The organism is Geodermatophilus arenarius, assembly GCF_042654585.1.
GTDB classification, from domain to species: domain Bacteria; phylum Actinomycetota; class Actinomycetes; order Mycobacteriales; family Geodermatophilaceae; genus Geodermatophilus; species Geodermatophilus arenarius.
Window position 1 is genome coordinate 369,184 of the sequence record NZ_JBHSGR010000001.1, and the last position, 20,726, is coordinate 389,909.

A 20,726-nucleotide genomic window follows, 5' to 3' on the forward strand; every position below is an offset into this window, starting at 1 on the left:
CGGCGCCCGCGGACGCCGACGGCGGCCGGAGCGGGTGCTCCGGCCGCCGTCGGTGGGGTGTGACCGCGGACTAGTCGCGGGTCAGCTTGCGGTACGTGGCACGGTGCGGGCGGGCGGCCTCGGGGCCGAGCCGCTCGACCTTGTTCTTCTCGTAGTCGGCGAAGTTGCCCTCGAACCAGAACCACTTCGAGTCGCCCTCGTAGGCGAGGATGTGGGTGGCCACGCGGTCGAGGAACCACCGGTCGTGGCTGACCACCACGGCGCAGCCGGGGAACTCCAGCAGCGCCGACTCCAGGCTGGTCAGCGTCTCGACGTCGAGGTCGTTGGTCGGCTCGTCGAGCAGCAGCAGGTTGCCGCCCTGCTTGAGGGTCAGCGCCAGGTTCAGCCGGTTGCGCTCACCGCCGGAGAGCACGCCGGCCGGCTTCTGCTGGTCCGGGCCCTTGAAGCCGAACGCCGCGACGTAGGCCCGCGAGGGCATCTCGACGTTGCCGACCTTGATGTGGTCCAGCCCGTCGGAGACGACCTCCCACAGCGTCTTCTTGGGGTCGATGCCGCTGCGGGTCTGCTCGACGTAGGAGATCTTCACGGTCTCGCCGACCTTGATCTCGCCGTCGTCCGGCTTCTCCTCGCCGACCAGCATCTTGAACAGCGTGGTCTTGCCGGCGCCGTTGGGGCCGACGACGCCGACGATGCCGTTCCGCGGCAGCGTGAAGGACAGGTCGTCGATGAGGATGCGGTCACCGAAGCCCTTGGTGAGGTCGTGGCTCTCGACGACCACGTTGCCCAGCCGCGGGCCCGGCGGGATCTGGATCTCCTCGAAGTCCAGCTTGCGGTACTTGTCGGCCTCGGCCGCCATCTCCTCGTAGCGCTGGAGGCGGGCCTTGCTCTTGGCCTGGCGGGCCTTCGCGCCCGACCGCACCCACTCCAGCTCCTCGGCCAGCCGCTTCTGCCGCTTGGCGTCCTTGGCGCCCTCGACCTTGAGGCGGGCGGCCTTGGTCTCCAGGTAGGTGGAGTAGTTGCCCTCGTAGGGGTAGGCCCGGCCGCGGTCGAGCTCGAGGATCCACTGGGCGACGTTGTCGAGGAAGTACCGGTCGTGGGTGACGGCGACGACGGTGCCGGCGTACTTCTCGAGGTGCTGCTCCAGCCACGCGACGCTCTCGGCGTCGAGGTGGTTGGTGGGCTCGTCGAGCAGCAGCAGGTCGGGCGCCTCGAGCAGCAGGCGGCACAGCGCGACGCGGCGGCGCTCACCACCGGACAGGACGCTGACGTCGGCGTCGCCGGGCGGGCAGCGCAGCGCGTCCATCGCCTGCTCGATGCGGGCGTCGAGCTCCCAGCCGTCGTGCTGCTCGATGACCTCCATCAGCTCGCCCTGCTCGGCCAGCAGCGCGTCGAAGTCGGCGTCGGGCTCCCCCATCGCCGCGCTGACCTCCTCGAAGCGGGTCAGCGCGTCGCGCAGCGGCTTGACCGCCTCCTCGACGTTGCCGCGCACGTCGAGCTCCTCGTTGAGCGGCGGCTCCTGCAGCAGGATGCCGACGGTCGCGTCGGCGGCCAGCATCACGTCGCCGTTGGAGGGCTGGTCCAGCCCGGCCATGATCCTGAGGACGGTCGACTTGCCCGCACCGTTGGGGCCGACGACGCCGATCTTGGCGCCGGGCAGGAACGACAGGGTGACGTCGTCGAGGATGACCTTGTCGCCGTGCGCCTTGCGGGCACGGGCCATGGTGTAGATGTACTGAGCCACTGGGCGTTCGAGCCTTCCGTCGGTGCGCGGTGTCGATGCGCAGGGAGGGGCGGGCCGGTGCGTGCCCCGGCCCGGCCCCCGTGCGTTCTCGTCCCCGATCCTCCCAGTTCGCGGCGGCTAGTGGAGAGCCGGTTCCGGCAGGGCGTCGAGCGCCGCACCGGCCGCGGACGAGTCGGGGTCCACCTCGTACAACGGCTGGACCGGCTCCGGATAGTCCCGCCCGTCGGCGGCCTCGTCGACCGGCTCGGCCGGCGGCGGCGCGGCCGCCGTCCGCCGGGTCTTGCGGAACTCGGCGGTGCCCTTGCTGAGGTCGAAGCCCACGGTCCGGGCCCGGACCCGCGGCCGGCTGTGGCGGCCCGTGTCGTTCTCCCACTCGTCGGTGCGCAGCGTGCCCCGGACGATGACCGGGTCGCCCTTGCTGACGCTGTGCGACACGTTGCCGCTCAGCTCGTTCCAGCACTCGACGTCGACGAAGAACGTCGCGCCGTCGACGAAGCCCTGGGCGGTGCTGTCCCAGCGCCGCTCGGTGGAGGCGACGCGGAAGTTGGTGACGGTGCCGCTCTGCGTGCGCACGCGGCTGGGTGACGTGACGACGTTGCCGACGACGGTGATCTCGGTGGTGCTCACGGTGCTCCTCGGGTCCCAGGAGCCGGCACGGTGCCGGTCCGGGCCCGACCCTCGTCCCGCGCGGGGGCCCGTGGCGGCGCCGGGAGCGGCCTGTGGAGGACCCGGCGCCTGTGGACGGCGACCGGCCCGGTCGTCACCCGCTCACCCCCGGCGCCGTGGAGGTGTCATCATCGGCGACCGAGCGCCCGTAGCTCAGCGGATAGAGCAGGTGCCTTCTAAGCACTTGGTCGCAGGTTCGATCCCTGCCGGGCGCGCCGGTCACCGCCACTTGTCGCGGACCGCAAGTCGTCCCGAAGGGCGCTGCAAGCGGGCGGCGGGACGGTGCTCCCGAGCACCCGGGGACGGCCCCGGGACCGCACCGAGGAGCACCCCGTGACCCAGGTCCACGACCCCCGCAACGCCCAGCCGCACGCCCCGCAGGGCCCCTACGCCCCGGCGCCCTTCCCCGCCCCCAACGGCTGGGACGGCCCCGGCGCCCCCTACGGCCAGCAGCCCCCCGGGAAGCGCACCGGCGCGATCGTCGGCAGCGTCCTCGCGGTGCTCGTCGTCGCCGCGCTCGGCGTCGGCGCCTTCCTCCTCCTCGGCAGCAAGGTGCTCGACACCGCCGAGGCCGAGCGGCAGATCGCCGCCGTCGCGCAGGAGCAGGCCGGCGTCACCGTCACCGACGTCAGCTGCCCCGAGGACGTCGAGCTCGCCGCCGGCACGGTCACCACCTGCACCGCGCAGCTGGAGGGCCAGGAGGTGACCTTCACCGTCGAGCAGACCGACGACGAGGGCAACGTGACCATCGACAGCGACCAGGTCTACGTGCACGTGGCCGACGTCGAGGCGACCCTGAGCGAGCAGTTCGCCGCGAGCACCGGCCTCGAGGTCGTCTCCACCTGCGACGCCGGCGACCGCACCGTGCTCGTCGCCGAGGACGGCCTGACGCTGGACTGCCAGGTGGCCGCGGCCGACGACCCGACCAACAGCGCCCTCGTCACCGCCACGCTCGACGCCGAGGGCAACGTCAGCTTCGAGTGACCCCCAGGACGCAGGAGAGGCCCGGGACCGCACCGCGGTCCCGGGCCTCTCGCGTGCGTGCGTCAGCGCGCGCCGGCGGGCGTCCAGCCCAGCGCCGGCGCGACGTGGCGCGCGACGTTCTCCAGCAGCCGGGCGTTGTACTCGACGCCGAGCATGTTCGGCACCGTGAGCAGCAGGGTGTCGGCCTCGCGGACGGCGGCGTCCTTGGCCAGCTCCTCGGCCACCTCGTCGGGCTCGCCGGCGTAGCTGCGGCCGAAGCGGGCGCGCACGCCCTCGAGCAGGCCGACCTGGTCGGACGAGCGGCGCTCGTCGCCGAAGTAGGCGCGGTCGACGTCGGACACGATCGGGACGACGCTGCGGCTCACCGACACCCGCGGCTCGCGGTCCCACCCGGCCTCGGCCCAGGCGGCGCGGTAGCGGGCGATCTGCTCGGCCTGCAGCTCGTCGAAGGGCACGCCGGTGTCCTCGGACAGCAGCGTCGAGCTCATCAGGTTCAGCCCCTGGCGGGCGGCCCACTCCCCCGTCGCCCGGGTGCCGGCGCCCCACCAGATCCGGTCGGCCAGGCCCGGCGACTGCGGCTGGATCGCGAGCCGGCCGCGCGCGCCGCCGGTCATCCCGGGGTCGGCGTCGACGACGGTCGCGCCGCGCACCGCGGCGAGGAACAGCGCCGTCTTCTCGCGCGCCAGGTCGGCGTCCGAGGACCCCTCCGGCGGGACGTAGCCGAACGCCTCCGAGCCGCGCAGCGCCGTCTCCGGTGACCCCCGGCTCACGCCGAGCTGCAGCCGGCCGCCGGCGAGCAGGTCGGTGGCCGCGGCCTCCTCGGCCATGTACAGCGGGTTCTCGTAGCGCATGTCGATGACGCCGGTGCCGAGCTCGATCCGCGAGGTCCGCGCGGCCATGGCGGCCAGCAGCGGGAACGGCGAGGCCAGCTGCCGCGCGAAGTGGTGCACCCGGACGAACGCGCCGTCCAGGCCCAGCTCCTCGGCGGCGACGGCGAGCTCGACGGTCTGCACCAGCGCGTCCCGCGCCGTGCGCACCTCCGAGCCGGGCAGCGGCTGCCAGTGCCCGAACGACAGGAACCCGATGCGCTTGCCGACGTCCATGCCCGGCACAGCGCACGGGCCGGGCGCGGGATTCCCCGGCGCTCAGCGCGGCGGCAGCTGCTGGACCGCCCAGCCGTTGCCGTCCGGGTCGCTGAAGAACACGAACGACCCCCAGGGGAGGTGCTGGACCTCGCTGACCTCGACGCCGCGCCGGGTCAGCTCCTCGTGCGCCACCTCGACGTCGTCGACGACGAGCTGCAGCCCCTGCGCCGCCCCGGGCGGCACGTCGAGCAGGCCGGTGCCGATCGCGATCGAGCACGCCGACCCCGGCGGGGTGAGCTGCACGAACCTGACCTCGTCGCTCACCCGGTGGTCGTGGTCGAGGTGGAACCCGGCGCCGTCGGTGTAGAAGGCGATCGCACGGTCGACGTCGCTGACCGGCACGGCGACCAGCTCGAGCTTCCAGTCCATGACGCGCTCCTCCGCTCGGGGCGCCCACCCTGCTCCCCGGAGCGGGGGGCGGGCACCCTCCGGGGCGCCCGGAGCGGACACCCGTGCCGAGGGAGACCGCGGCCGCAGGTGGAGGCGCTGCTCACCGCGGCGCCCCACGCGCACCGGACGACACGGCAGCCTCCCGCCGTGACGCAACGTGAGCGACCGACCACGACTCTCCGTGTGCGGGTTCCGCTGCTCCGGCCGTCCGGTCGGCCACCCTGTGCAGGTGACTCTCAGCGCCCCCCACGTGCCCCGGCCCCGGGCCGACCAGCCCGGCGAGCCGAGCGGCGCACCGGCGGGGACGAGGCTGCGGGCCATCGACACGCTGCTGGCCGACCGCGGCCAGGTGTTCCGCGCCCTGTTCCTCAACTCGCCGGTCCCCAAGGCCCTGGTCGGCCTCGACGGCCACCTGCTCGTCGTCAACGACGCGCTGTGCGCGCTGTCCGGCCGCGGCATCGACGACGTGGTGGGCCGCCACGTCGACCTGCTCGCCCACCCCGACGAGGCCCCGATCGCCGACGGCGACGGCGCTGCCGGTGACGAGGCCGGCCTGGACCCGTGGCTGCGCCGGGACGGCGAGCGCCGCCTGCGCCGCGCCGACGGCACCGAGCTGTGGGTGCAGCAGTCGCACACCGTCGTCCACCGGACCACCGGTGAGCCGCACTTCGTCGTCCTGTCGCTGGTCGACGTCACCGACCGGCGGCGGGCCGAGGAGGACCTGGTCCGCCGGGCCTTCACCGACCAGCTCACCGGGCTGCCCAACCGCCGCGCCCTCACCGACCGGCTCGCCCACGCCCTCGCGCTGTCCCGCCGCCGCGGGCTCCAGGTGGGCCTGGTGCACCTGGACCTCGACCGGTTCCAGGCGGTCAACGACACCCTCGGCACCGAGGCCGGCGACCAGCTGCTCAGCCAGGTCGCCGACCGGCTCCGCTGGAGCACCCGCGTCGAGGACACCGCCGTGCGGCTCGGCGCCGACGAGTTCCTCATCCTCGCCGAGGACGTCGAGGACCTCGACGGCCTGCGGGCGCTGGCCGACCGGCTGCTGTCGGTGCTCGACGACCCGTTCCAGCTCGGCAACCGCGAGATCGTGCTGTCGGCGAGCGTCGGACTGACCATGGGCTCCGACGTCGCCCCCGACGACCTGCTGCGCCAGGCGCACAGCGCGCTCACCCGCGCCAAGCGGGACGGCAGCCGGGCGCGCATCGAGGTGCACGACGGCGGCCTGACCGAGGACGAGGTCGACCTGCTGCAGCTAGAGACCGACCTGCGCCGCGCGCTGGACGGCGACGAGCTGCGGCTGTTCTACCAGCCGATCGTCTCCCTGGCCGACGAGACCCTGCTCGGTTACGAGGCGCTCATCCGCTGGCAGCACCCCACCCGCGGGCTGCTGCCGCCGGGCGCGTTCCTCGACGCCGCGGAGAACAACCGGCTCACCTCCCGCCTGGGCGCCTGGGTGCTGCGACAGGCGTGCACCGACGCCGCCGGCTGGCCGGCCGGGCTGCGGGTGCACGTCAACGTCTCGGCGCGCCACCTGGCCGAGGAGGGCTTCAGCGACCTGGTCGCCGCCGCGCTGGAGGAGTCCGGCCTGCCGCCCGGGCGGCTGGAGCTGGAGATCACCGAGTCGACGGCGCTGTTCGCGGCCGAGGCCACGCTGCAGGCGGTGTCGGAGGTGACCGCGCGCGGCGTGACGCTGGCGCTCGACGACTTCGGCACCGGCTACTCGGCCATCACCGCGCTGCACCGGCTGCCGATCCACACCGTCAAGATCGACCGGTCATTCGTCGCCGACGTCGTCACCCGGCCCTCCACCGCCGCCCTGGTCCAGGGCCTGCTGCAGCTCGGGCAGGGCATGGGCCTGCAGGTGATCGCCGAGGGCATCGAGGACCTCGAGCAGGCCGAGTGGCTGCGCCGGCACGGCTGCGCGATGGCGCAGGGCTACGCCTTCGGCCGGCCCGCGCCGCTACCCAGCCGCGCCGAGGCGCTCATGGCCGAGGTGCTCGTCGAGCAGGCCGCCGAGGAGGCCGCCGCCGTCCTCGAGGCCGTGACCGGCGAGCTGGAGGCGGTCACCGGCGAGCTGCCCCCGGTGCCGGACCCGGCCGGCGGCGACGGCGTCGACCTGTTCCCGCTGGAGGACGCCGAGGAGCCCCCGGCCCCCCGGCCGTTCCTCGTGGTCGTCGAGGACACGACCACCGACGACGAGCCGGCCACCGACGGGGACGAGACGGACGGGGACCAGTCCCCCGCCTGAGCCCTCCGGGAACCTCCGCGGAGGTGCACGGTCCCGGCGGTTCAGCCGCGGGGCAGCGCCAGCGGCACCGGCCGCTTCGGGGCCCGCCCGTCGCCGGAGGACCGGCCGCGCAGGCGGCGGGCGATCCACGGCGCGACGAACCCGCGCACCCAGGCGGCCTCCTCGGCCAGCGCCGCGCGCAGCGCCCGCGGCGGGGCCGGCGGCAGCGGGGTGCGCCACTCGCCGTCGCCGGGGACCGGGACGCCGAGCGCGTCGGCCGCGGCCAGCGCCATCCGCCGGTGCCCCTCGGCGGTGAGGTGGATGCGGTCGCTGTCCCACAGCCGCCAGTCCAGCAGCCAGTCCGCGCCCCACTGGTCGAGGACGACGGCGCCGTGCCGCGCGGCGATCGACCACAGCGAGGCGTTGAACACCGCGACCCGGCCGCGGGTGCGCCGGATGATCGGCGTCAGCCGCGGGTCGACGCCGGTGGCGAGCAGCACGTCGGCGCCGTCGGCGCGGAAGGCGGCCACCGCCGCCTCCAGCGCGGCGGCCAGCACGTCGGGGTCGGCGCCGGGACGGAGCAGGTCGTTGCCGCCGGCCACCAGGCTCACCAGGTCCGGCTGCGCCGCGCGGGCGACCGGCACCTGCTCGGCGAGCACCTGCGGGAGCAGCCGCCCGCGGACGGCGAGGTTGGCGTACTCGACGTCGGCGCCCGGGGAGGCCTCGGCCAGGTGCTCGGCCAGCCGGTCGGCCCAGCCGCGGTACTCGCCGGGGCGGGCCGGGTCGGGGTCGCTGAGCCCCTCGGTGAAGGAGTCGCCGAGGGCGACGTAGCGGCGCCAGGAACTGCGGGACGGTGCGGGCACGGACCCACTGCAGCACGGTGAGCGAGCACACAGCGCGCCGGGACCCCGGCCGCGGCGACGATCTCGGTCATGCCGACCTCCGTCGCCGCCTCGCTCACCCTCTCCTCGGCCGGCCCGGCCACCGCGTTGCTGCAGGTGGCGGTGGCCACGCCCGCCACCGAGACGCTGACCGTGCTGTGCGAGGGGCGCCCGCTGGAGGTCGAGGAGCTCCGGGTGGGCGAGGCGCGGGTGCACCGGGTCCGGCTGGAGGCGGGCACCACCGAGGTCACCTACACCGCGACCGCCGAGCGCGGCGGCCCGGGCCGCGCGGTGACGCCGGAGGCGTGGGCGGAGGCGATCCGGCCCAGCCGCTACTGCCCGTCGGACCAGCTCGAGGGGTTCGCCGCCACCGAGTTCGACCGCTCGCTGCCCCGCGCCGAGCTGGTGGGCGCGGTGGCCGACTGGGTGCACCGGCGGCTGGTCTACGCCGCGGGCGCCAGCCGCCCGGTGGACACCGCCGTCGACACGCTGCTGGCCGGGCGCGGCGTGTGCCGCGACTACGCGCACCTGACGGTCACCCTGCTGCGCGCCCTGGAGGTGCCGGCGCGGCTGGTCGCCGTCTACGCGCCCGGGCTGGACCCGATGGACTTCCACGCCGTCGCGGAGGCCGACGTCGGCGGGACCTGGTGCGTGGTCGACGCGACGCGGCTGGCGCCGACGTCGTCGCTGGTGCGGATCTGCTCGGGCCGCGACGCCGCCGACACCGCCTTCCTGACCACGCTCGGCGGCGCGCAGTTCCGGGGCATGACCGTCACCGCCGCCGTCGACGGCGACCTGCCCGCACCGAGCGACACGCCGTTCCCGCTGCCCTGAGCGCTCAGCCGCGCCAGGTCTCGAGCAACCGCAGCCAGATCTCGCTGACCGTCGGGTAGGCCGGGACCGCGTGCCACAGCCGCGCGATCGGCACCTCCCCGACGACGGCGATCGTCGCCGCGTGCAGCAGCTCGGCCACCGCCGGGCCGACGAAGGTCACCCCGAGCAGCACCTCGCGCTCGGTGTCGACGACGGCGACCGCGGTCCCCTCGTAGCCGTCGGCGAACAGGGCGGCGCCCGAGACCGAGCCGATCGGGTACTCGACGACGCGGTGCGGCAGGCCGCGCTCCTCCGCCTGGGCGCTGGTCAGGCCGACGCCGGCCACCTGCGGGTCGGTGAACACGACCGAGGGCGTGGCGGCGTGGTCGGCGGTGGCGGTGTGCGGCGACCAGTCCTCCACCCGCACCTCCTCGCCGCGGGCGCGGGCGACGATCGCCGCGCCGGCCTGGCGGGCCTGGTACTTGCCCATGTGGGTGAGCTGCCGGCGGCCGTTGACGTCGCCGACGCCGTAGAGCCACGGCAGCCCGCGCACCTGCAGCGTGTCGTCGACGTCGAGGTACTCCCCCGGCTCGAGGCCGACGCTGTCCACGCCGATCGCCGTCGTCCGCGCCCGCCGCCCGACGGCCACGAGCACCTCGTCGCCGCGGACCTCGCCCTCGGCGGTCGTGAGGACGACCTCGTCGTGCTCGCGGCGGGCCGCGCGGACCTCCGCGTCGAGCCGGACGTCGACGCCACGGTCGCGCAGCGAGGCGAGCACCGCGTCACCCGCCTGCGGCTCGGCGCCGGGCAGCAGCCGGTCGCCCTGCTGGAGGAGCGTCACCTGAGAGCCGAGGGCGTTCCAGGCGAAGGACGTCTCGCAGCCGACGTAGCCGCCGCCGACCACCAGCAGCCGGCGCGGGGGCTCCTTCGCGCTCGTGGCCTCGCGCGGGGTCCACGGCTCGACGTCGGGCAGGCCCTCGACCGGCGGCACCGCGGCCTCCGACCCGGTGCAGACCGCGACCGCGTGCCGCGCGGTGAGCCGGGTCTCCCCGCCGTCGGGGCGGGTGACGACGACGGTGCGCTCGCCCTCGAGCCGGGCGGTGCCGCGGACCAGGTCGATGCCGGCGCCCTCGACCCAGCGCACCTGGCCGGCGTCGTCCCAGTGGCTGGTGAAGGAGTCGCGGCGCTCGAGGGTCGCGGCGACGTCCTGCTCGCCGGTGACCGCGGCGGCGGCGCCCTTGACCGCGCGCGCCTCCTCGATCGCCTCGGTGCCGCGCAGCAGCGCCTTGCTCGGCATGCAGGCGTAGTAGGAGCACTCCCCGCCGACGAGGTGCTCCTCCACGAGCACCGCGGACAGCCCGCCCCGGACGACGACGTCGGCGACGTTCTCCCCGGTCGAGCCTGCGCCCATCACGACGACGTCGTAGGTCTTCTCGTCCGCGCTGCTCACCGGGCCATCCTGGCGGTGTGGTCGACTGGCCGCCATGCCGGTGTCACCCTCCGACTTCAGCGCCGCCCTGCGGCAGTACGCGGCGGGGGTGGCGCTGCTGACCGTCCGGGACGACATCGACGACGTCGGCACGACGGTCACCTCGGTCATGAGCGTGTCGGCCGACCCGCCGCTGGTCGCCGTCGGGCTGACCGCCGACGGGTACCCGGCCGAGGTGCTGGACGCCGTGGGCACCTGCGGGCTCACCGTCCTCGCCGCCGGGCAGGCGATCCTCGCCAGCCGGTTCTCCTCCGCCGGGCGGCCCTCGGCGCGGCACCTGCTCGAGTCGGTGCCGTGGTCGCGGGCGGCCGGCAGCGGCGCGATCGTGCTCGACGGCGGCGTCGTCGCGCTGGACTGCCGGCTCGACCGGCTCGTGCCGGCCGGCGACCACGTGCTGGCGCTGCTCGCCGTCGAGGACGTGCCTGTCCTGCGCGACGGCGCCGCGCCCCTGCTCCGGCTGCGCGGCCGCTACGTCGACGCCCCCGGGAGCCGTTAGCGCGACAGAGGCGGTTCCGGCCCCTCGCAGGGGCCCGCCCGCGAGCCTGCGAGCGGGTGGGGGGTGTGGGGTCCTTCGACTAGTTTCAGGGGCGATGAGCGAGCCGCAGACCCCCGTGCCGTCCGCGCTGCGCCGGGCCCTCGCCCGCGCCGAGCGTGGCGTGACCCTCGACGCCGGCGAGGCCGAGACCCTGCTGTCGGCCCGCGGGCTGGGCGACGGCGAGCCGCTGGACCGCCTGCTCACCGCCGCCTCGCGGGTGCGCGACGCCGGCCTGGCCTCGGCCGGCCGCCCCGGCGTGGTCACCTACAGCCGCAAGGTGTTCATCCCGCTCACCCACCTGTGCCGCGACCGCTGCCACTACTGCACGTTCGTGACCACGCCCGGGCAGCTGCGGGCCCAGGGGAGGGCGCCGTTCCTCTCCCCCGACGAGGTGCTCGACGTCGCCCGGCAGGGCGCGGCGCTGGGCTGCAAGGAGGCGCTGTTCACCCTCGGCGACCGGCCCGAGGACCGCTGGCCGGTCGCCGCCGAGTGGCTGGAGGCGCACGGCTTCGACTCGACGCTGGCCTACCTGCGGGCGATGGCGATCCGGGTGCTGGAGGAGACCGGGCTGCTCCCGCACCTCAACCCCGGGGTGATGACCTGGGAGGAGGTCCAGCGGCTCAAGCCCGTGTCGGCGTCGATGGGGATGATGCTCGAGACGACCGCGACCCGGCTGTGGTCCGAGCGCGGCGGCCCCCACTTCGGCTCCCCCGACAAGGAGCCGGCCGTGCGGCTGCGGGTGCTCGAGGACGCCGGCCGCTCCGCCGTCCCGTTCACCACCGGCGTGCTGCTGGGCATCGGCGAGACGCCGGCCGAGCGGGTGGACGCCGTCCTGCGGATCCGCGCCGCGCACCAGCGGCACGGGCACGTGCAGGAGGTCATCGTCCAGAACTTCCGCGCGAAGCCGCGCACCGCGATGGCCGCGCACGACGACCTCGCGCTGCAGGAGTACGTGGCCGCCGTCGCCGTCACCCGGCTGCTGCTCGGCCCGCGGGCGCGGGTGCAGGCGCCGCCGAACCTGTCCGACTCCACCGAGCTCGGGCTGCTGCTGCGCGCCGGCGTCGACGACTGGGGCGGGGTCTCCCCGCTCACGCCCGACCACGTCAACCCCGAGCGGCCCTGGCCCAACACCGACAAGCTCGCCGCGCTGACCGCCGAGGGCGGGTTCACCCTGCGCGAGCGGCTGGCCGCCCAGCCGCGCTACGCGCTGGAGCCCGAGCCGTGGCTCGACCCGCGGGTGCGCCCGCACGTGGCCGCGCTGGCCGGGCCCGACGGCCTGGCCGTCGAGGGCCGCATCCCCACCGGGCTGCCGTGGCAGGAGCCCGACGAGGCCTGGGTGTCCTCCGGTCGCACCGACCTGCACGTCGAGGTGGACACCGTCGGCCGCACCGGCGACCGGCGCGGGGACTTCGACGCCGTCTACGGCGACTGGGCCGACCTGCGCGACCGCACCACGGCGGCCCGCGACGGCTCCTCCACCGCCCTGGCCGTGGGTGACCCCGAGGTGCACGCCGCGCTGCGCGCCGCCGAGCGCGACCCCGCCGGGCTCTCCGACGCGCAGTACCTGGCGCTGCTCGGCGCCGACGGCCCCGACCTCGAGGCGCTGTGCGCGCTGGCCGACGCCGTCCGCCGCGACGTCACCGGCGACGACGTCACCTACGTCGTCAACCGGAACGTCAACTTCACCAACGTCTGCTACACCGGCTGCCGGTTCTGCGCGTTCGCCCAGCGGCGCACCGACGCCGACGCCTACACGCTCTCGCTGTCCGAGGTCGGCGACCGGGTCGACCGCGCGTGGGCCGCCGGCGCAACCGAGATCTGCATGCAGGGCGGCATCCACCCCGACCTGCCCGGGTCCGCCTACCTCGACCTGATCGGCGAGGTGAAGCGCCGCCAGCCCGGCATCCACCTGCACGCGTTCAGCCCCATGGAGATCGTCAACGCCTCGGCCCGCACCGGGCTGTCGTTCGAGGACTTCCTGCGCGCGGCGAAGGAGGCCGGGCTCGACTCGGTCCCCGGCACGGCGGCGGAGATCCTCGACGACGACGTCCGCTGGGTGCTGACCAAGGGCAAGCTGCCCGCGGCGACCTGGCTGGAGATCATCGGCACCGCGCACCGGGTGGGCATCCCGACGACGTCGACGATGATGTACGGCCACGTCGACACCCCGGCGCACTGGGTGGCGCACCTGCGCACGATCGCCCGCCAGCAGGACGAGACCGGCGGGTTCACCGAGTTCGTGCTGCTGCCGTTCGTGCACCACAACGCGCCGATCTACCTCGCCGGCGTCGCACGGCCGGGCCCGACGGTGCGGGAGAACCGGGCGGTGCACGCCGTCGCCCGGCTGCTGCTGCACGGGCGGATCGGCAACGTCCAGACCTCGTGGGTCAAGCTCGGCGACGCCGGCACGCAGGCGGTGCTGCAGGGCGGGGCCAACGACCTCGGCGGCACGCTGATGGAGGAGACCATCAGCCGGATGGCCGGCAGCGAGAACGGCTCGCTGAAGACGATCGCCGAGCTCGAGGCGATGGCCGCGGCGATCGGCCGGCCCGCTCGCCAGCGCACCACCGAGTACGGCACCCCCTCGGAGGAGCGGCTGCGCACCGCCCGCTCCGAGGCCGGCCGCCGCGCGCTCACCCTCTCGATCACCCCGGCCTGAGCCCCCGGGGGCCGGACGCGCCGGTGGGCCGCCGCGGGAGTCCGCGACGGCCCACCGGGCTCACTGCGTCAGGCCGCCGGGTGGTCGACCACGTAGGCCGGCGTGCCGGGACGGCTGCCGTCGACCTGGTCACCCACGTCGTTCACCACGTGCCGGATGACGCCGAGACCGTCGAGGTGGACGGTCGTCACGTGGTGCAGCCGCACGCCCGGCGTCGTCGGCACCTCGAAGCCGCTCTCGGTGGTGATCCCCGGACCGGCGTTGCGCTGGTAGCCGTAGACGCCGCCGCCGTAGAGGCGGTGCTGCTGCACGTCGTCGGCGACCTTGTAGCCGGCCCAGCCGAGGGTGCCGTCGGGCTGCTGCCAGTCGGCCTGCGACGGCGGGTCGTAGGGCAGCTCGTTCTGGTAGAGGACCGTCGTCCCCCGCTCGCCGTTCCAGATGGTGTTGTGGGTCTGGAAGTGCTCGACGAACAGGCCGGTCGCGGTCACCCGGTCGCCGTTGATCTCGGCGCCCACCCGGCCGGTGTTGGTCCGCCAGCGGTCGGTGTCACCGTTGACGCCCTGGGTGAAGCCGGGCTCGACGCCGTGGTCGGCGCGCCACACCCAGGTGTGGTCGATGAGGACGTCGTCGCTGTCGACCACGAGCGCGGTGTCGACCTTGCCCACGTGCGGGCCGCCGACGCGGAAGTAGACGTCGGACAGCGTCGTCGGGTCGGCCGCGTCGGACCGCCCGCCGTTGCCGTTCGGGTTGCCGACCTGCAGCAGCGCCGGCGACTCGACGGTGCCCGCGTCGATCGTCACGCCGGCCACGACGACGCCGGGGACGTCGGCGATCGTCAGCGGGACCGCCCCGCCGACCGCGGTCAGCGTCGCGTGCCCGATGCCGAGCACCACGGTGCCCGGCCGCTTGACGTCGATGCTGCGCGCGACGTCGTACACCCCCGGCGTGAGCAGCAGGTGGCCGCCGCGGGCGAGGTGGTTGTCGATCTGCTGGACGGGCGTCGACGGCGTCGCGACGAGGAAGTCGGTGAGGGGGAGCGTGCGGCCCGGCGTGAGCCCGGCACCCCAGCTGGTGCCGCGTGAGGCCTGCTGCGCCGCGGGCACCCGCACGTTCCAGCGGCCCGCGTCGTCGAGGAACAGGTACGGCTTCTCGCGGCTGAGCGGGGTGGTGTCCAGCGTGGTGTACGGCGGGGTCGGGAAGGCCTCCTCGGAGGGCGCACCCACGACGCCGGAGAACACCTGGTTCCACACGCCGTTGGACCACGAGCCGACCGTGCTGTTGCGGGTCAGCCACTGCTGCTGCGAGCCGTTGACGACCGCGCCCGCCCGGGAGTCGGCGATGAACCCGCCGCTGGCGTAGTGCGGTCCGGCGGTGCAGTAGTCCATCAGCGACAGGGTGCCGCCGGTGACGTCCACCCGGCGCAGCGAGACCGCCTGGGACACGGCCCAGAAGTTGGCGCTCTGCCGGCAGCCGTCCTGACCGGTGGCGTTGACGTCGATCGTCAGGTTCGACACGGTGCGCCAGAAGTTGTTCAGCGCGATGCAGTTGGTCGTGCCACCGCCGTCGAGGCAGCGGTTGTAGCTCTCGACCTTGCCGTTGATGACCACGTCGGACGGCGAGTCCCCGAGGCCGGTGACCTCGGTGTAGTAGCCGACCTTGATCTGCAGCGGCTGGGCGTCGATGCCGTAGGTGCCGGGGCGGAAGAGGTAGGCGTACCGCTCGGTGCCCATCTCGTCGTCCCTCTGGGCGGCGAAGGTCGCGTCCAGCTCGGCCTGGATCTCGCTGACCGGCATGGACGGGTCGAACACGGTGACGTTCACGCCGAGGTCCGGCGCGGTGGGGCTGGTGGCGGGCGGTGGGGCGGCGGAGGCCGCGCCCACCGCGAGGGGCGAGACGGACAGGGTCGTCGCGACGGCGAGCGCGGCGCCGAGACGGCGCCGGCGGACGGCGGGGAGGGTTCCTGGCTGCACGGACGTCCTCATCGTCGAGGGTGTACGCACGGTGTGACTGCTGTCACGGTGCGCGCACAGGTTAGGGGACCGTTCCGTTCCGTCCGCGACCACCCCCGGACGCCCGCGCAGGTCAGGGGGCCGGTACCGGCTCCCGCGGTGCGGGGACGGCGCCGGTGGGCGCCGGCTGGGCGGGGTCGTGCGCGGGCGCGGGCAGCGGGCGGCCGAAGAGGTAGCCCTGCGCGTGCGAGCAGGCGAGGCCGCCGAGGACGGCGTGCTGCTCGCTGGTCTCCACGCCCTCCGCGACCACCTCCAGCCGCAGGTTGCGCGCCAGCTCGATCATGGAGGCCACCAGCGCCCGCGAGCGGACGTCGCCGCCGAGGTCCTGCACGAAGCTGCGGTCGATCTTGAGGACGTCCGCGGGCAGCCGGCGCAGGTAGGTCAGGCTCGCGTAGCCGGTGCCGAAGTCGTCGATCGCGATCCGCACGCCGAGCTCCCGCAGCGCCCGCAGCTGCCCGGCCACGCGGTCGACGTCGCGCAGCAGCACGCCCTCGGTCACCTCCAGCGTCAGCTGCGCCGCCGGCAGGCCGCTCGCGGCGAGGACGGCGGACACCAGCGCGACGACGTCGTCGTCGGCCAGCTGCCGCGGCGAGAGGTTGACCGCGATGCCGATCGGCCGGCCGGCCTCCGCCGTCCAGACCGTCGCCTGCCCGACCGCCTGCTCGAGCACCCAGCGGCCGATCTCGAGGATCGCGCCGCTCGCCTCGGCCAGGGGCACGAACTCCGCGGGCGGCACGAGCCCGCGCTGCGGGTGCTGCCAGCGCAGCAGCGCCTCGTAGCCGGTGGTGCGGCCGTCGGCGAGGTCGATGGTGGGCTGGTAGTACACCTCCAGCTGGCCGGCCCGGACCGCGGCGGTCAGGTCCTGCAGCAGGGTGACCTCCTCCTCGGCCGCCTCGGCCATGCCCGGCGCGTAGCGGACCAGCCGGTTCTTCCCCAGCGCCTTGGCGCGGTACATGGCCAGGTCGGCGTTGCGCAGCAGCGTCCCGGGCCGCCGGTCGCCCGCCGTCGCGGTGTCGGCGACGCCGATGCTCACGTGCACGGCCAGCGGCCGCCCGCCGACGTCGACCGGCTCGGCGAGCGCGGCCAGGACCCGCTCGCCGACGGCCGCCGCCTCGTCGGCGCCGCCGTCGACCACGACGGCGAACTCGTCGCCGCCCAGCCGGCCCACCTCGTCGCCCTCCCGGACGCAGGCCCGCAGCCGGTCGCCCACCGTGGTGAGCAGGACGTCGCCGGCCGCGTGCCCGCGGGTGTCGTTGACGTCCTTGAAGTCGTCCAGGTCCAGGAACAGCACGCTGACCGGGCCGGTGCGGCGGGCCAGCAGCGTGGCGGTGGTCTGCAGCAGGCGGGTGCGGTTGGCCAGCCCCGTGAGCGGGTCGTGCAGCCCCTGCCGCTCGTTGAGCCGCCACGAGGACAGGTGCGCCAGGCTCGCGGCCAGCACGAACCCGCCGTGCACCAGCGCCCAGAGCCACGGGTCGCGGTAGGCCGCCTCGTGGTCGAACACCGAGTGCGGGAAGAGCGTGCCGACGGCGCCGTGGTGCCCGATGACGACCACGAGGGCCAGCCCGAAGGGCACCCAGTCCTGGTAGAGCGACACCAGGCCGACGACGACGAAGAAGTGGAAGTGCGCCTCGGTCAGCCCGTCGCAGACGTGCACGAACAGCACCGAGGCGGCCAGCAGGCTCCCGGTCACCCCCGCGGCCCGCAGCGTGCGGCCGGCGTTCGGCAGCAGGCTGAACGACACCGGGTAGGCGACGGCGAGGGCGGCACCGCCCGCCGCGGCCGGAGCCCAGCCCCGGGCCACCGCGAGGACGCCGATCGCCACGGCCTGCACCGCGGCCAGCCGCAGCAGCAGCGCGTGCCGCCGCTGCCAGACCTCGTCCGGCAGTGGCCGCCCCTCGGGCAGCGCGCGGCGGAGTCGGCCGATGACGGGGAGCTCCATGAGGCCCCATCGGCCGCCCGTCTGTTCCGGATCAGTTCCGTTCCGCGGTGGTCACCCCGGGGGGTGAGGACCGCCACACCGGCGCGCCGCCGCGGTGCGCCAGCGGGGCCGGTCCACCTCGGCGGGCAGCGTCCACCAGGTGCCCAGCCACGCGTCGAGCCCCGGCTCGAGGCGGGACAGCCCCGCGCCCGGGTAGGGCGTCAGCTCCCCCGCCCAGAGCCGGCCGTCGTGCCGGTAGAGGTCCACCCGGAGCATGTCGAAGCCGGCCGCCGCCGCGGCCGCGGCCTCGAGCAGCTCGGGCAGCCAGGCCGGGCGCGGCACGTCGGGCCCGGGCGGGTAGCCCCACGTCCAGGGCAGCGGCTCCCAGCCGGCGGTGTACAGGCGCGCACGGTGCACGTCCCGCCGGCCGGTGTGCACGCCGACCACCCGCGGCACGCCGTGGAACACCAGGACCTTGAGGTCGGTGGGCACCTCCCCGGGCTCCCCGACGTGCTCCTCCACCAGCAGGCCCGGCCGGGCGCAGCGGTAGGCCCACTCCTCGCTGTCGCGCCAGTAGCGCTCGGCCACCCAGCCGGCGGTGCGCGCGGCGAGATCGGCGACGTCGGGCCGCCCCTCCCCCACCAGTACCCGCCGGCACGAGTGGTTGGGCTTGAGCACCCACGGGCCGGGGAGGTCGACGCCGGCCAGCTCCGCGACGTCGGTGCCGGACCAGTACGTCCGCGGCACCCGCAGCAGGTCCGGCGCCCGCCGCGCGAAGTGCTCCTTCATGGCCAGCTTGTCGCAGGTCGGCGCCAGCAGCGGACGGCGATCGCGGGTGATCCGCCGCTGCAGCTTCTCGGTGAAGGTGCGTGGCTCCCCCCACGGCGGCAGCCGGCCGTGGTGCTGCCGGTAGAGCCGCGCCCGGCGCAGCGAGGACGGGAGCACGCGGCTCCAGGCCGGGGCGGACTCGCTCACCCGCTCTCCCTACCGCGCCGCGCCCCGATCGGAACAGGGCCGTACGCAACAGGGTCGCCGCGCAGGGTAGGGCCGCCGGGTGCGTGCCATCACCTACACCCGGCCCGGCGGCCCCGAGGTCCTGCAGCTGACCGACCGGCCCACCCCCGACCCCGGCCCCGGCGAGGTCCTCGTCCGGCTCGCGACGGCCGGCGTCAACCCGACCGACTGGAAGTCCCGCAGCAACGCGCAGCCCGGGCCCGGGGGCCAGGTGCCCGGCCAGGACGGCGCCGGCACGGTGGAGGCGGTCGGGCAGGGCGTGGACCCCGCGATCCGCGGCGAGCGGGTCTGGGTGTGGGAGGCGGCCTGGCAGCGCCCCTGGGGGACGGCGGCGGAGTACACCGTCGTGCCCGCCCGCCAGGCGGTGCCCATGGGCCCGGCGCCCTCGTTCGAGCTCGGCGCCGCGCTGGGCATCCCGTTCCTCACCGCGCACCGCTGCCTCACCCTCGGCGAGTCCGTGCCCGACCGGATGGGCCCCGGCTCGCTGACCGGGCGCACCGTGCTGGTGCAGGGCGGCGCCGGCGCGGTGGGCAACGCGGCGATCCAGCTCGCGCGCTGGGCCGACGCCACGGTCGTCGCCACGGTGAGCAGCCCGCGCAAGGCGCAGCTGGCCGCGGCGGCCGGCGCCTCGCACGTCGTCGACTACCGGCGGCAGGACGTCGTCGCCGAGGTCCGCAAGATCGCGCCGAGGGGCGTCGACACGGTCGTGGAGGTGTCCGCGGCCCGCAACGCCGCCGTCGACGCGCAGGTGGTCGGCATGCACGGCGCGGTCGCGGTGTACGCCGACGACGGGGGCGCGGAGGTCACCATCCCGGTGCGCGCGCAGATGGGCCCCAACGCCCGCTGGAACTTCGTGCTCGTCTACACGCAGCCCGAGCGGGCCAAGGTCCTCGGCGTCGAGGACGTCAACGCGGCCCTCCTCGACGGCGCGCTGCGGGTGGGCGAGGACGCCGGGCTGCCGCTGCACGTCTTCCCGCTGGCGGAGACGGCGCAGGCGCACCGGGCCGTGCAGGACGGCGCCGTCGGCAAGGTCCTGGTGGACGTGACGGCCTAGCCGACGCCGAGGTCCCTGGCGATGAGCATCCGCTGCACCTCGCTGGTGCCCTCGCCGATCTCGAGGATCTTGGCGTCGCGGTAGAAGCGCCCGACCGGCGTCTCGTTCATGAAGCCGTAGCCGCCGTGCACCTGGGCGGCCGCGCGGGCGTTGTCCACCGCGACCTCGGAGCTGTAGAGCTTGGCGATCGAGGCCTCGCGGCGGAACGGCTCGCCGCGCAGCATCTTCTCGGCGGCGCGGTAGTAGGCCAGCCGCGCGGTGGAGGCGCGCACCTCCATGTCGGCGATCATGAACTGGACCGCCTGGTTGCGGCCGATGGGCCGGCCGAAGGCCTCGCGGGTGCCGGCGTAGCGCACCGACTCGTCCACGCACCCCTGGGCGAGGCCGGTGGCCAGCGCGGAGATGGCGACGCGCCCCTCGTCGAGGATGGAGAGGAACTGCGCGTAGCCGCGGCCGCGCTCCCCGACCAGCGAGTCCTCGGGCACCCGGCAGTCGCTGAAGGAGAGCTCGCGGGTGTCCGACGCGTTCCACCCGACCTTCGAGTACCGCGGGCCCACGGTGAAGCCGGGGGTGCCCGACGGGACGGCGATCGCGGAGATCTCCTTGCCGCCGTCGGGCCGGGTGCCGGTGACGGCGGTGACGGTGACCAGCTCGGTGAGGTCGGTGCCGGAGTTGGTGATGAAGGCCTTGGAGCCGTTGACCACCCAGTGCCCGTCCTCCAGGCGCGCGGTGGTGCGGGTGGCGCCGGCGTCGGAGCCGCCGCCGGGCTCGGTCAGGCCGAAGGCGGCCAGCGCCTCGCCCGTGCACAGCCGCGGCAGCCAGCGCTTCCGCTGCTCCTCGCTGCCGAACCGGTAGAGCGGCATCGCGCCCAGCGAGACGCCGGCCTCCAGGGTGATGGCCACCGAGCTGTCCACCCGGGCCAGCTCCTCGATGGCCACGCACAGGTCGAAGTAGGTGCCGCCCGAGCCGCCGTACTCCTCGGGGAAGGGCAGGCCGAACAGCCCGAGGTCGCCCATCTGCCGCACGATCGCGGTGGGGAACTCGTCGCGCTCGTAGAAGTCGCCGATCTGCGGGGCCACCACCTCGAGCGCGAACTCGCGGACGGTCTTCCGCAGGGCCTCGGTCTCGTCGTCGAGCCGGTAGTCCAGCACGGTGTGCTCCCTGGTGCCGGGGCGCCGGTGGGGTCCTCCCCGGGGCC

General features: G+C 75.2%; 16 protein-coding genes and 1 tRNA gene. 7 read left to right on the forward strand and 10 right to left on the reverse strand.

What is annotated here, in order from left to right; genetic code table 11:
• Positions 1–70: 70 nt before the first annotated feature.
• Both ettA and ACFO3M_RS01750 read right to left on the reverse strand, forming a co-directional pair.
• Positions 71–1,741 (reverse strand): energy-dependent translational throttle protein EttA, encoded by a 1,671-nt coding sequence (gene ettA / locus ACFO3M_RS01745; RefSeq protein ID WP_387985550.1) that lies wholly within the window; start codon positions 1,739–1,741, stop codon positions 71–73.
• Positions 1,742–1,858: 117 nt separating this feature from the next.
• Complete coding sequence (locus ACFO3M_RS01750) at positions 1,859–2,368, reverse strand: single-stranded DNA-binding protein (protein ID WP_387985553.1); 510 nt, start codon at positions 2,366–2,368, stop codon at positions 1,859–1,861.
• A 181-nt stretch (positions 2,369–2,549) separates the two neighbouring features.
• Here ACFO3M_RS01750 and ACFO3M_RS01755 point away from each other — a divergent pair.
• Positions 2,550–2,622: transfer RNA gene (locus ACFO3M_RS01755), tRNA-Arg, on the forward strand.
• 118 nt (positions 2,623–2,740) lie between these two features.
• Positions 2,741–3,391, forward strand: coding sequence for a DUF4333 domain-containing protein (locus ACFO3M_RS01760; RefSeq protein ID WP_387985556.1), 651 nt, complete (start codon positions 2,741–2,743; stop codon positions 3,389–3,391).
• Positions 3,392–3,453: 62 nt separating this feature from the next.
• On the opposite strand, the gene ACFO3M_RS01765 is transcribed toward ACFO3M_RS01760, so the two are convergent.
• Complete coding sequence (locus ACFO3M_RS01765) at positions 3,454–4,494, reverse strand: LLM class flavin-dependent oxidoreductase (protein WP_387985559.1); 1,041 nt, start codon at positions 4,492–4,494, stop codon at positions 3,454–3,456.
• Positions 4,495–4,536: 42 nt separating this feature from the next.
• Positions 4,537–4,905 (reverse strand): VOC family protein, encoded by a 369-nt coding sequence (locus tag ACFO3M_RS01770; RefSeq protein ID WP_387985561.1) that lies wholly within the window; start codon positions 4,903–4,905, stop codon positions 4,537–4,539.
• 250 nt (positions 4,906–5,155) lie between these two features.
• On the opposite strand from ACFO3M_RS01770, the gene ACFO3M_RS01775 reads away from it, so the two are divergent.
• The gene (locus ACFO3M_RS01775; protein ID WP_387985564.1) at positions 5,156–7,177 is read left to right on the forward strand and encodes a putative bifunctional diguanylate cyclase/phosphodiesterase; all 2,022 of its coding nucleotides are present in this window, start codon (positions 5,156–5,158) and stop codon (positions 7,175–7,177) included.
• Between the two features lie 41 nt (positions 7,178–7,218).
• Here ACFO3M_RS01775 and ACFO3M_RS01780 read toward each other — a convergent pair whose 3' ends face one another.
• On the reverse strand, positions 7,219–8,019 hold the full coding sequence (locus tag ACFO3M_RS01780) for an SGNH/GDSL hydrolase family protein (protein WP_387985566.1): 801 nt from the start codon (positions 8,017–8,019) through the stop codon (positions 7,219–7,221).
• Positions 8,020–8,088: 69 nt separating this feature from the next.
• On the opposite strand from ACFO3M_RS01780, the gene ACFO3M_RS01785 reads away from it, so the two are divergent.
• On the forward strand, positions 8,089–8,871 hold the full coding sequence (locus ACFO3M_RS01785) for a transglutaminase-like domain-containing protein (RefSeq protein ID WP_387985568.1): 783 nt from the start codon (positions 8,089–8,091) through the stop codon (positions 8,869–8,871).
• Positions 8,872–8,875: 4 nt separating this feature from the next.
• Here the strand turns inward: ACFO3M_RS01785 and ACFO3M_RS01790 are convergent, their stop codons facing one another.
• Positions 8,876–10,300 (reverse strand): dihydrolipoyl dehydrogenase family protein, encoded by a 1,425-nt coding sequence (locus ACFO3M_RS01790; RefSeq protein ID WP_387985571.1) that lies wholly within the window; start codon positions 10,298–10,300, stop codon positions 8,876–8,878.
• Positions 10,301–10,334: 34 nt separating this feature from the next.
• Here ACFO3M_RS01790 and ACFO3M_RS01795 point away from each other — a divergent pair, with 34 nt between their 5' ends.
• Together ACFO3M_RS01795 and ACFO3M_RS01800 are read left to right on the forward strand one after the other, a co-directional pair.
• Entirely contained in the window at positions 10,335–10,835 is a 501-nt protein-coding gene (locus ACFO3M_RS01795) for a flavin reductase family protein (RefSeq protein ID WP_387985574.1), read from the forward strand.
• Between the two features lie 94 nt (positions 10,836–10,929).
• A complete protein-coding gene (locus ACFO3M_RS01800) occupies positions 10,930–13,533 on the forward strand; it encodes a bifunctional FO biosynthesis protein CofGH (RefSeq protein WP_387985576.1) in 2,604 nt (867 codons plus the stop codon).
• 68 nt (positions 13,534–13,601) lie between these two features.
• Here the strand turns inward: ACFO3M_RS01800 and ACFO3M_RS01805 are convergent, their stop codons facing one another.
• The 3 genes from ACFO3M_RS01805 to ACFO3M_RS01815 form a co-directional block, all read right to left on the reverse strand.
• Positions 13,602–15,515, reverse strand: a complete 1,914-nt coding sequence (locus ACFO3M_RS01805) for a glycosyl hydrolase family 28-related protein (RefSeq protein ID WP_387985579.1) — start codon at positions 15,513–15,515, stop codon at positions 13,602–13,604.
• 100 nt (positions 15,516–15,615) lie between these two features.
• Positions 15,616–17,481, reverse strand: coding sequence for a putative bifunctional diguanylate cyclase/phosphodiesterase (locus tag ACFO3M_RS01810; protein WP_387985581.1), 1,866 nt, complete (start codon positions 17,479–17,481; stop codon positions 15,616–15,618).
• Between the two features lie 51 nt (positions 17,482–17,532).
• Positions 17,533–18,435, reverse strand: a complete 903-nt coding sequence (locus ACFO3M_RS01815; RefSeq protein WP_387985584.1) for an ATP-grasp fold amidoligase family protein — start codon at positions 18,433–18,435, stop codon at positions 17,533–17,535.
• Positions 18,436–18,514: 79 nt separating this feature from the next.
• Here ACFO3M_RS01815 and ACFO3M_RS01820 point away from each other — a divergent pair, with 79 nt between their 5' ends.
• Positions 18,515–19,528: an NADPH:quinone reductase gene (locus ACFO3M_RS01820; protein WP_387985586.1), complete on the forward strand. Its 1,014-nt coding sequence runs from the start codon at positions 18,515–18,517 to the stop codon at positions 19,526–19,528.
• Here the strand turns inward: ACFO3M_RS01820 and ACFO3M_RS01825 are convergent.
• Positions 19,525–20,679, reverse strand: coding sequence for an acyl-CoA dehydrogenase family protein (locus ACFO3M_RS01825; RefSeq protein ID WP_387985589.1), 1,155 nt, complete (start codon positions 20,677–20,679; stop codon positions 19,525–19,527). The two genes, ACFO3M_RS01820 and ACFO3M_RS01825, sit on opposite strands and share 4 nt — an antisense overlap.
• Positions 20,680–20,726 lie beyond the last annotated feature (47 nt).

Coding starts and splice junctions, on each gene's coding strand:
- ACFO3M_RS01765 (WP_387985559.1), bottom strand. CDS start 4,494: ATGGACGTCGGCAAGCGCATCGGGTTCCTGTCGTTCGGGCACTGGCAG.
- ACFO3M_RS01770 (WP_387985561.1), bottom strand. CDS start 4,905: ATGGACTGGAAGCTCGAGCTGGTCGCCGTGCCGGTCAGCGACGTCGAC.
- ACFO3M_RS01785 (WP_387985568.1), top strand. CDS start 8,089: ATGCCGACCTCCGTCGCCGCCTCGCTCACCCTCTCCTCGGCCGGCCCG.
- ACFO3M_RS01795 (WP_387985574.1), top strand. CDS start 10,335: ATGCCGGTGTCACCCTCCGACTTCAGCGCCGCCCTGCGGCAGTACGCG.
- ACFO3M_RS01800 (WP_387985576.1), top strand. CDS start 10,930: ATGAGCGAGCCGCAGACCCCCGTGCCGTCCGCGCTGCGCCGGGCCCTC.
- ACFO3M_RS01805 (WP_387985579.1), bottom strand. CDS start 15,515: ATGAGGACGTCCGTGCAGCCAGGAACCCTCCCCGCCGTCCGCCGGCGC.
- ACFO3M_RS01810 (WP_387985581.1), bottom strand. CDS start 17,481: ATGGAGCTCCCCGTCATCGGCCGACTCCGCCGCGCGCTGCCCGAGGGG.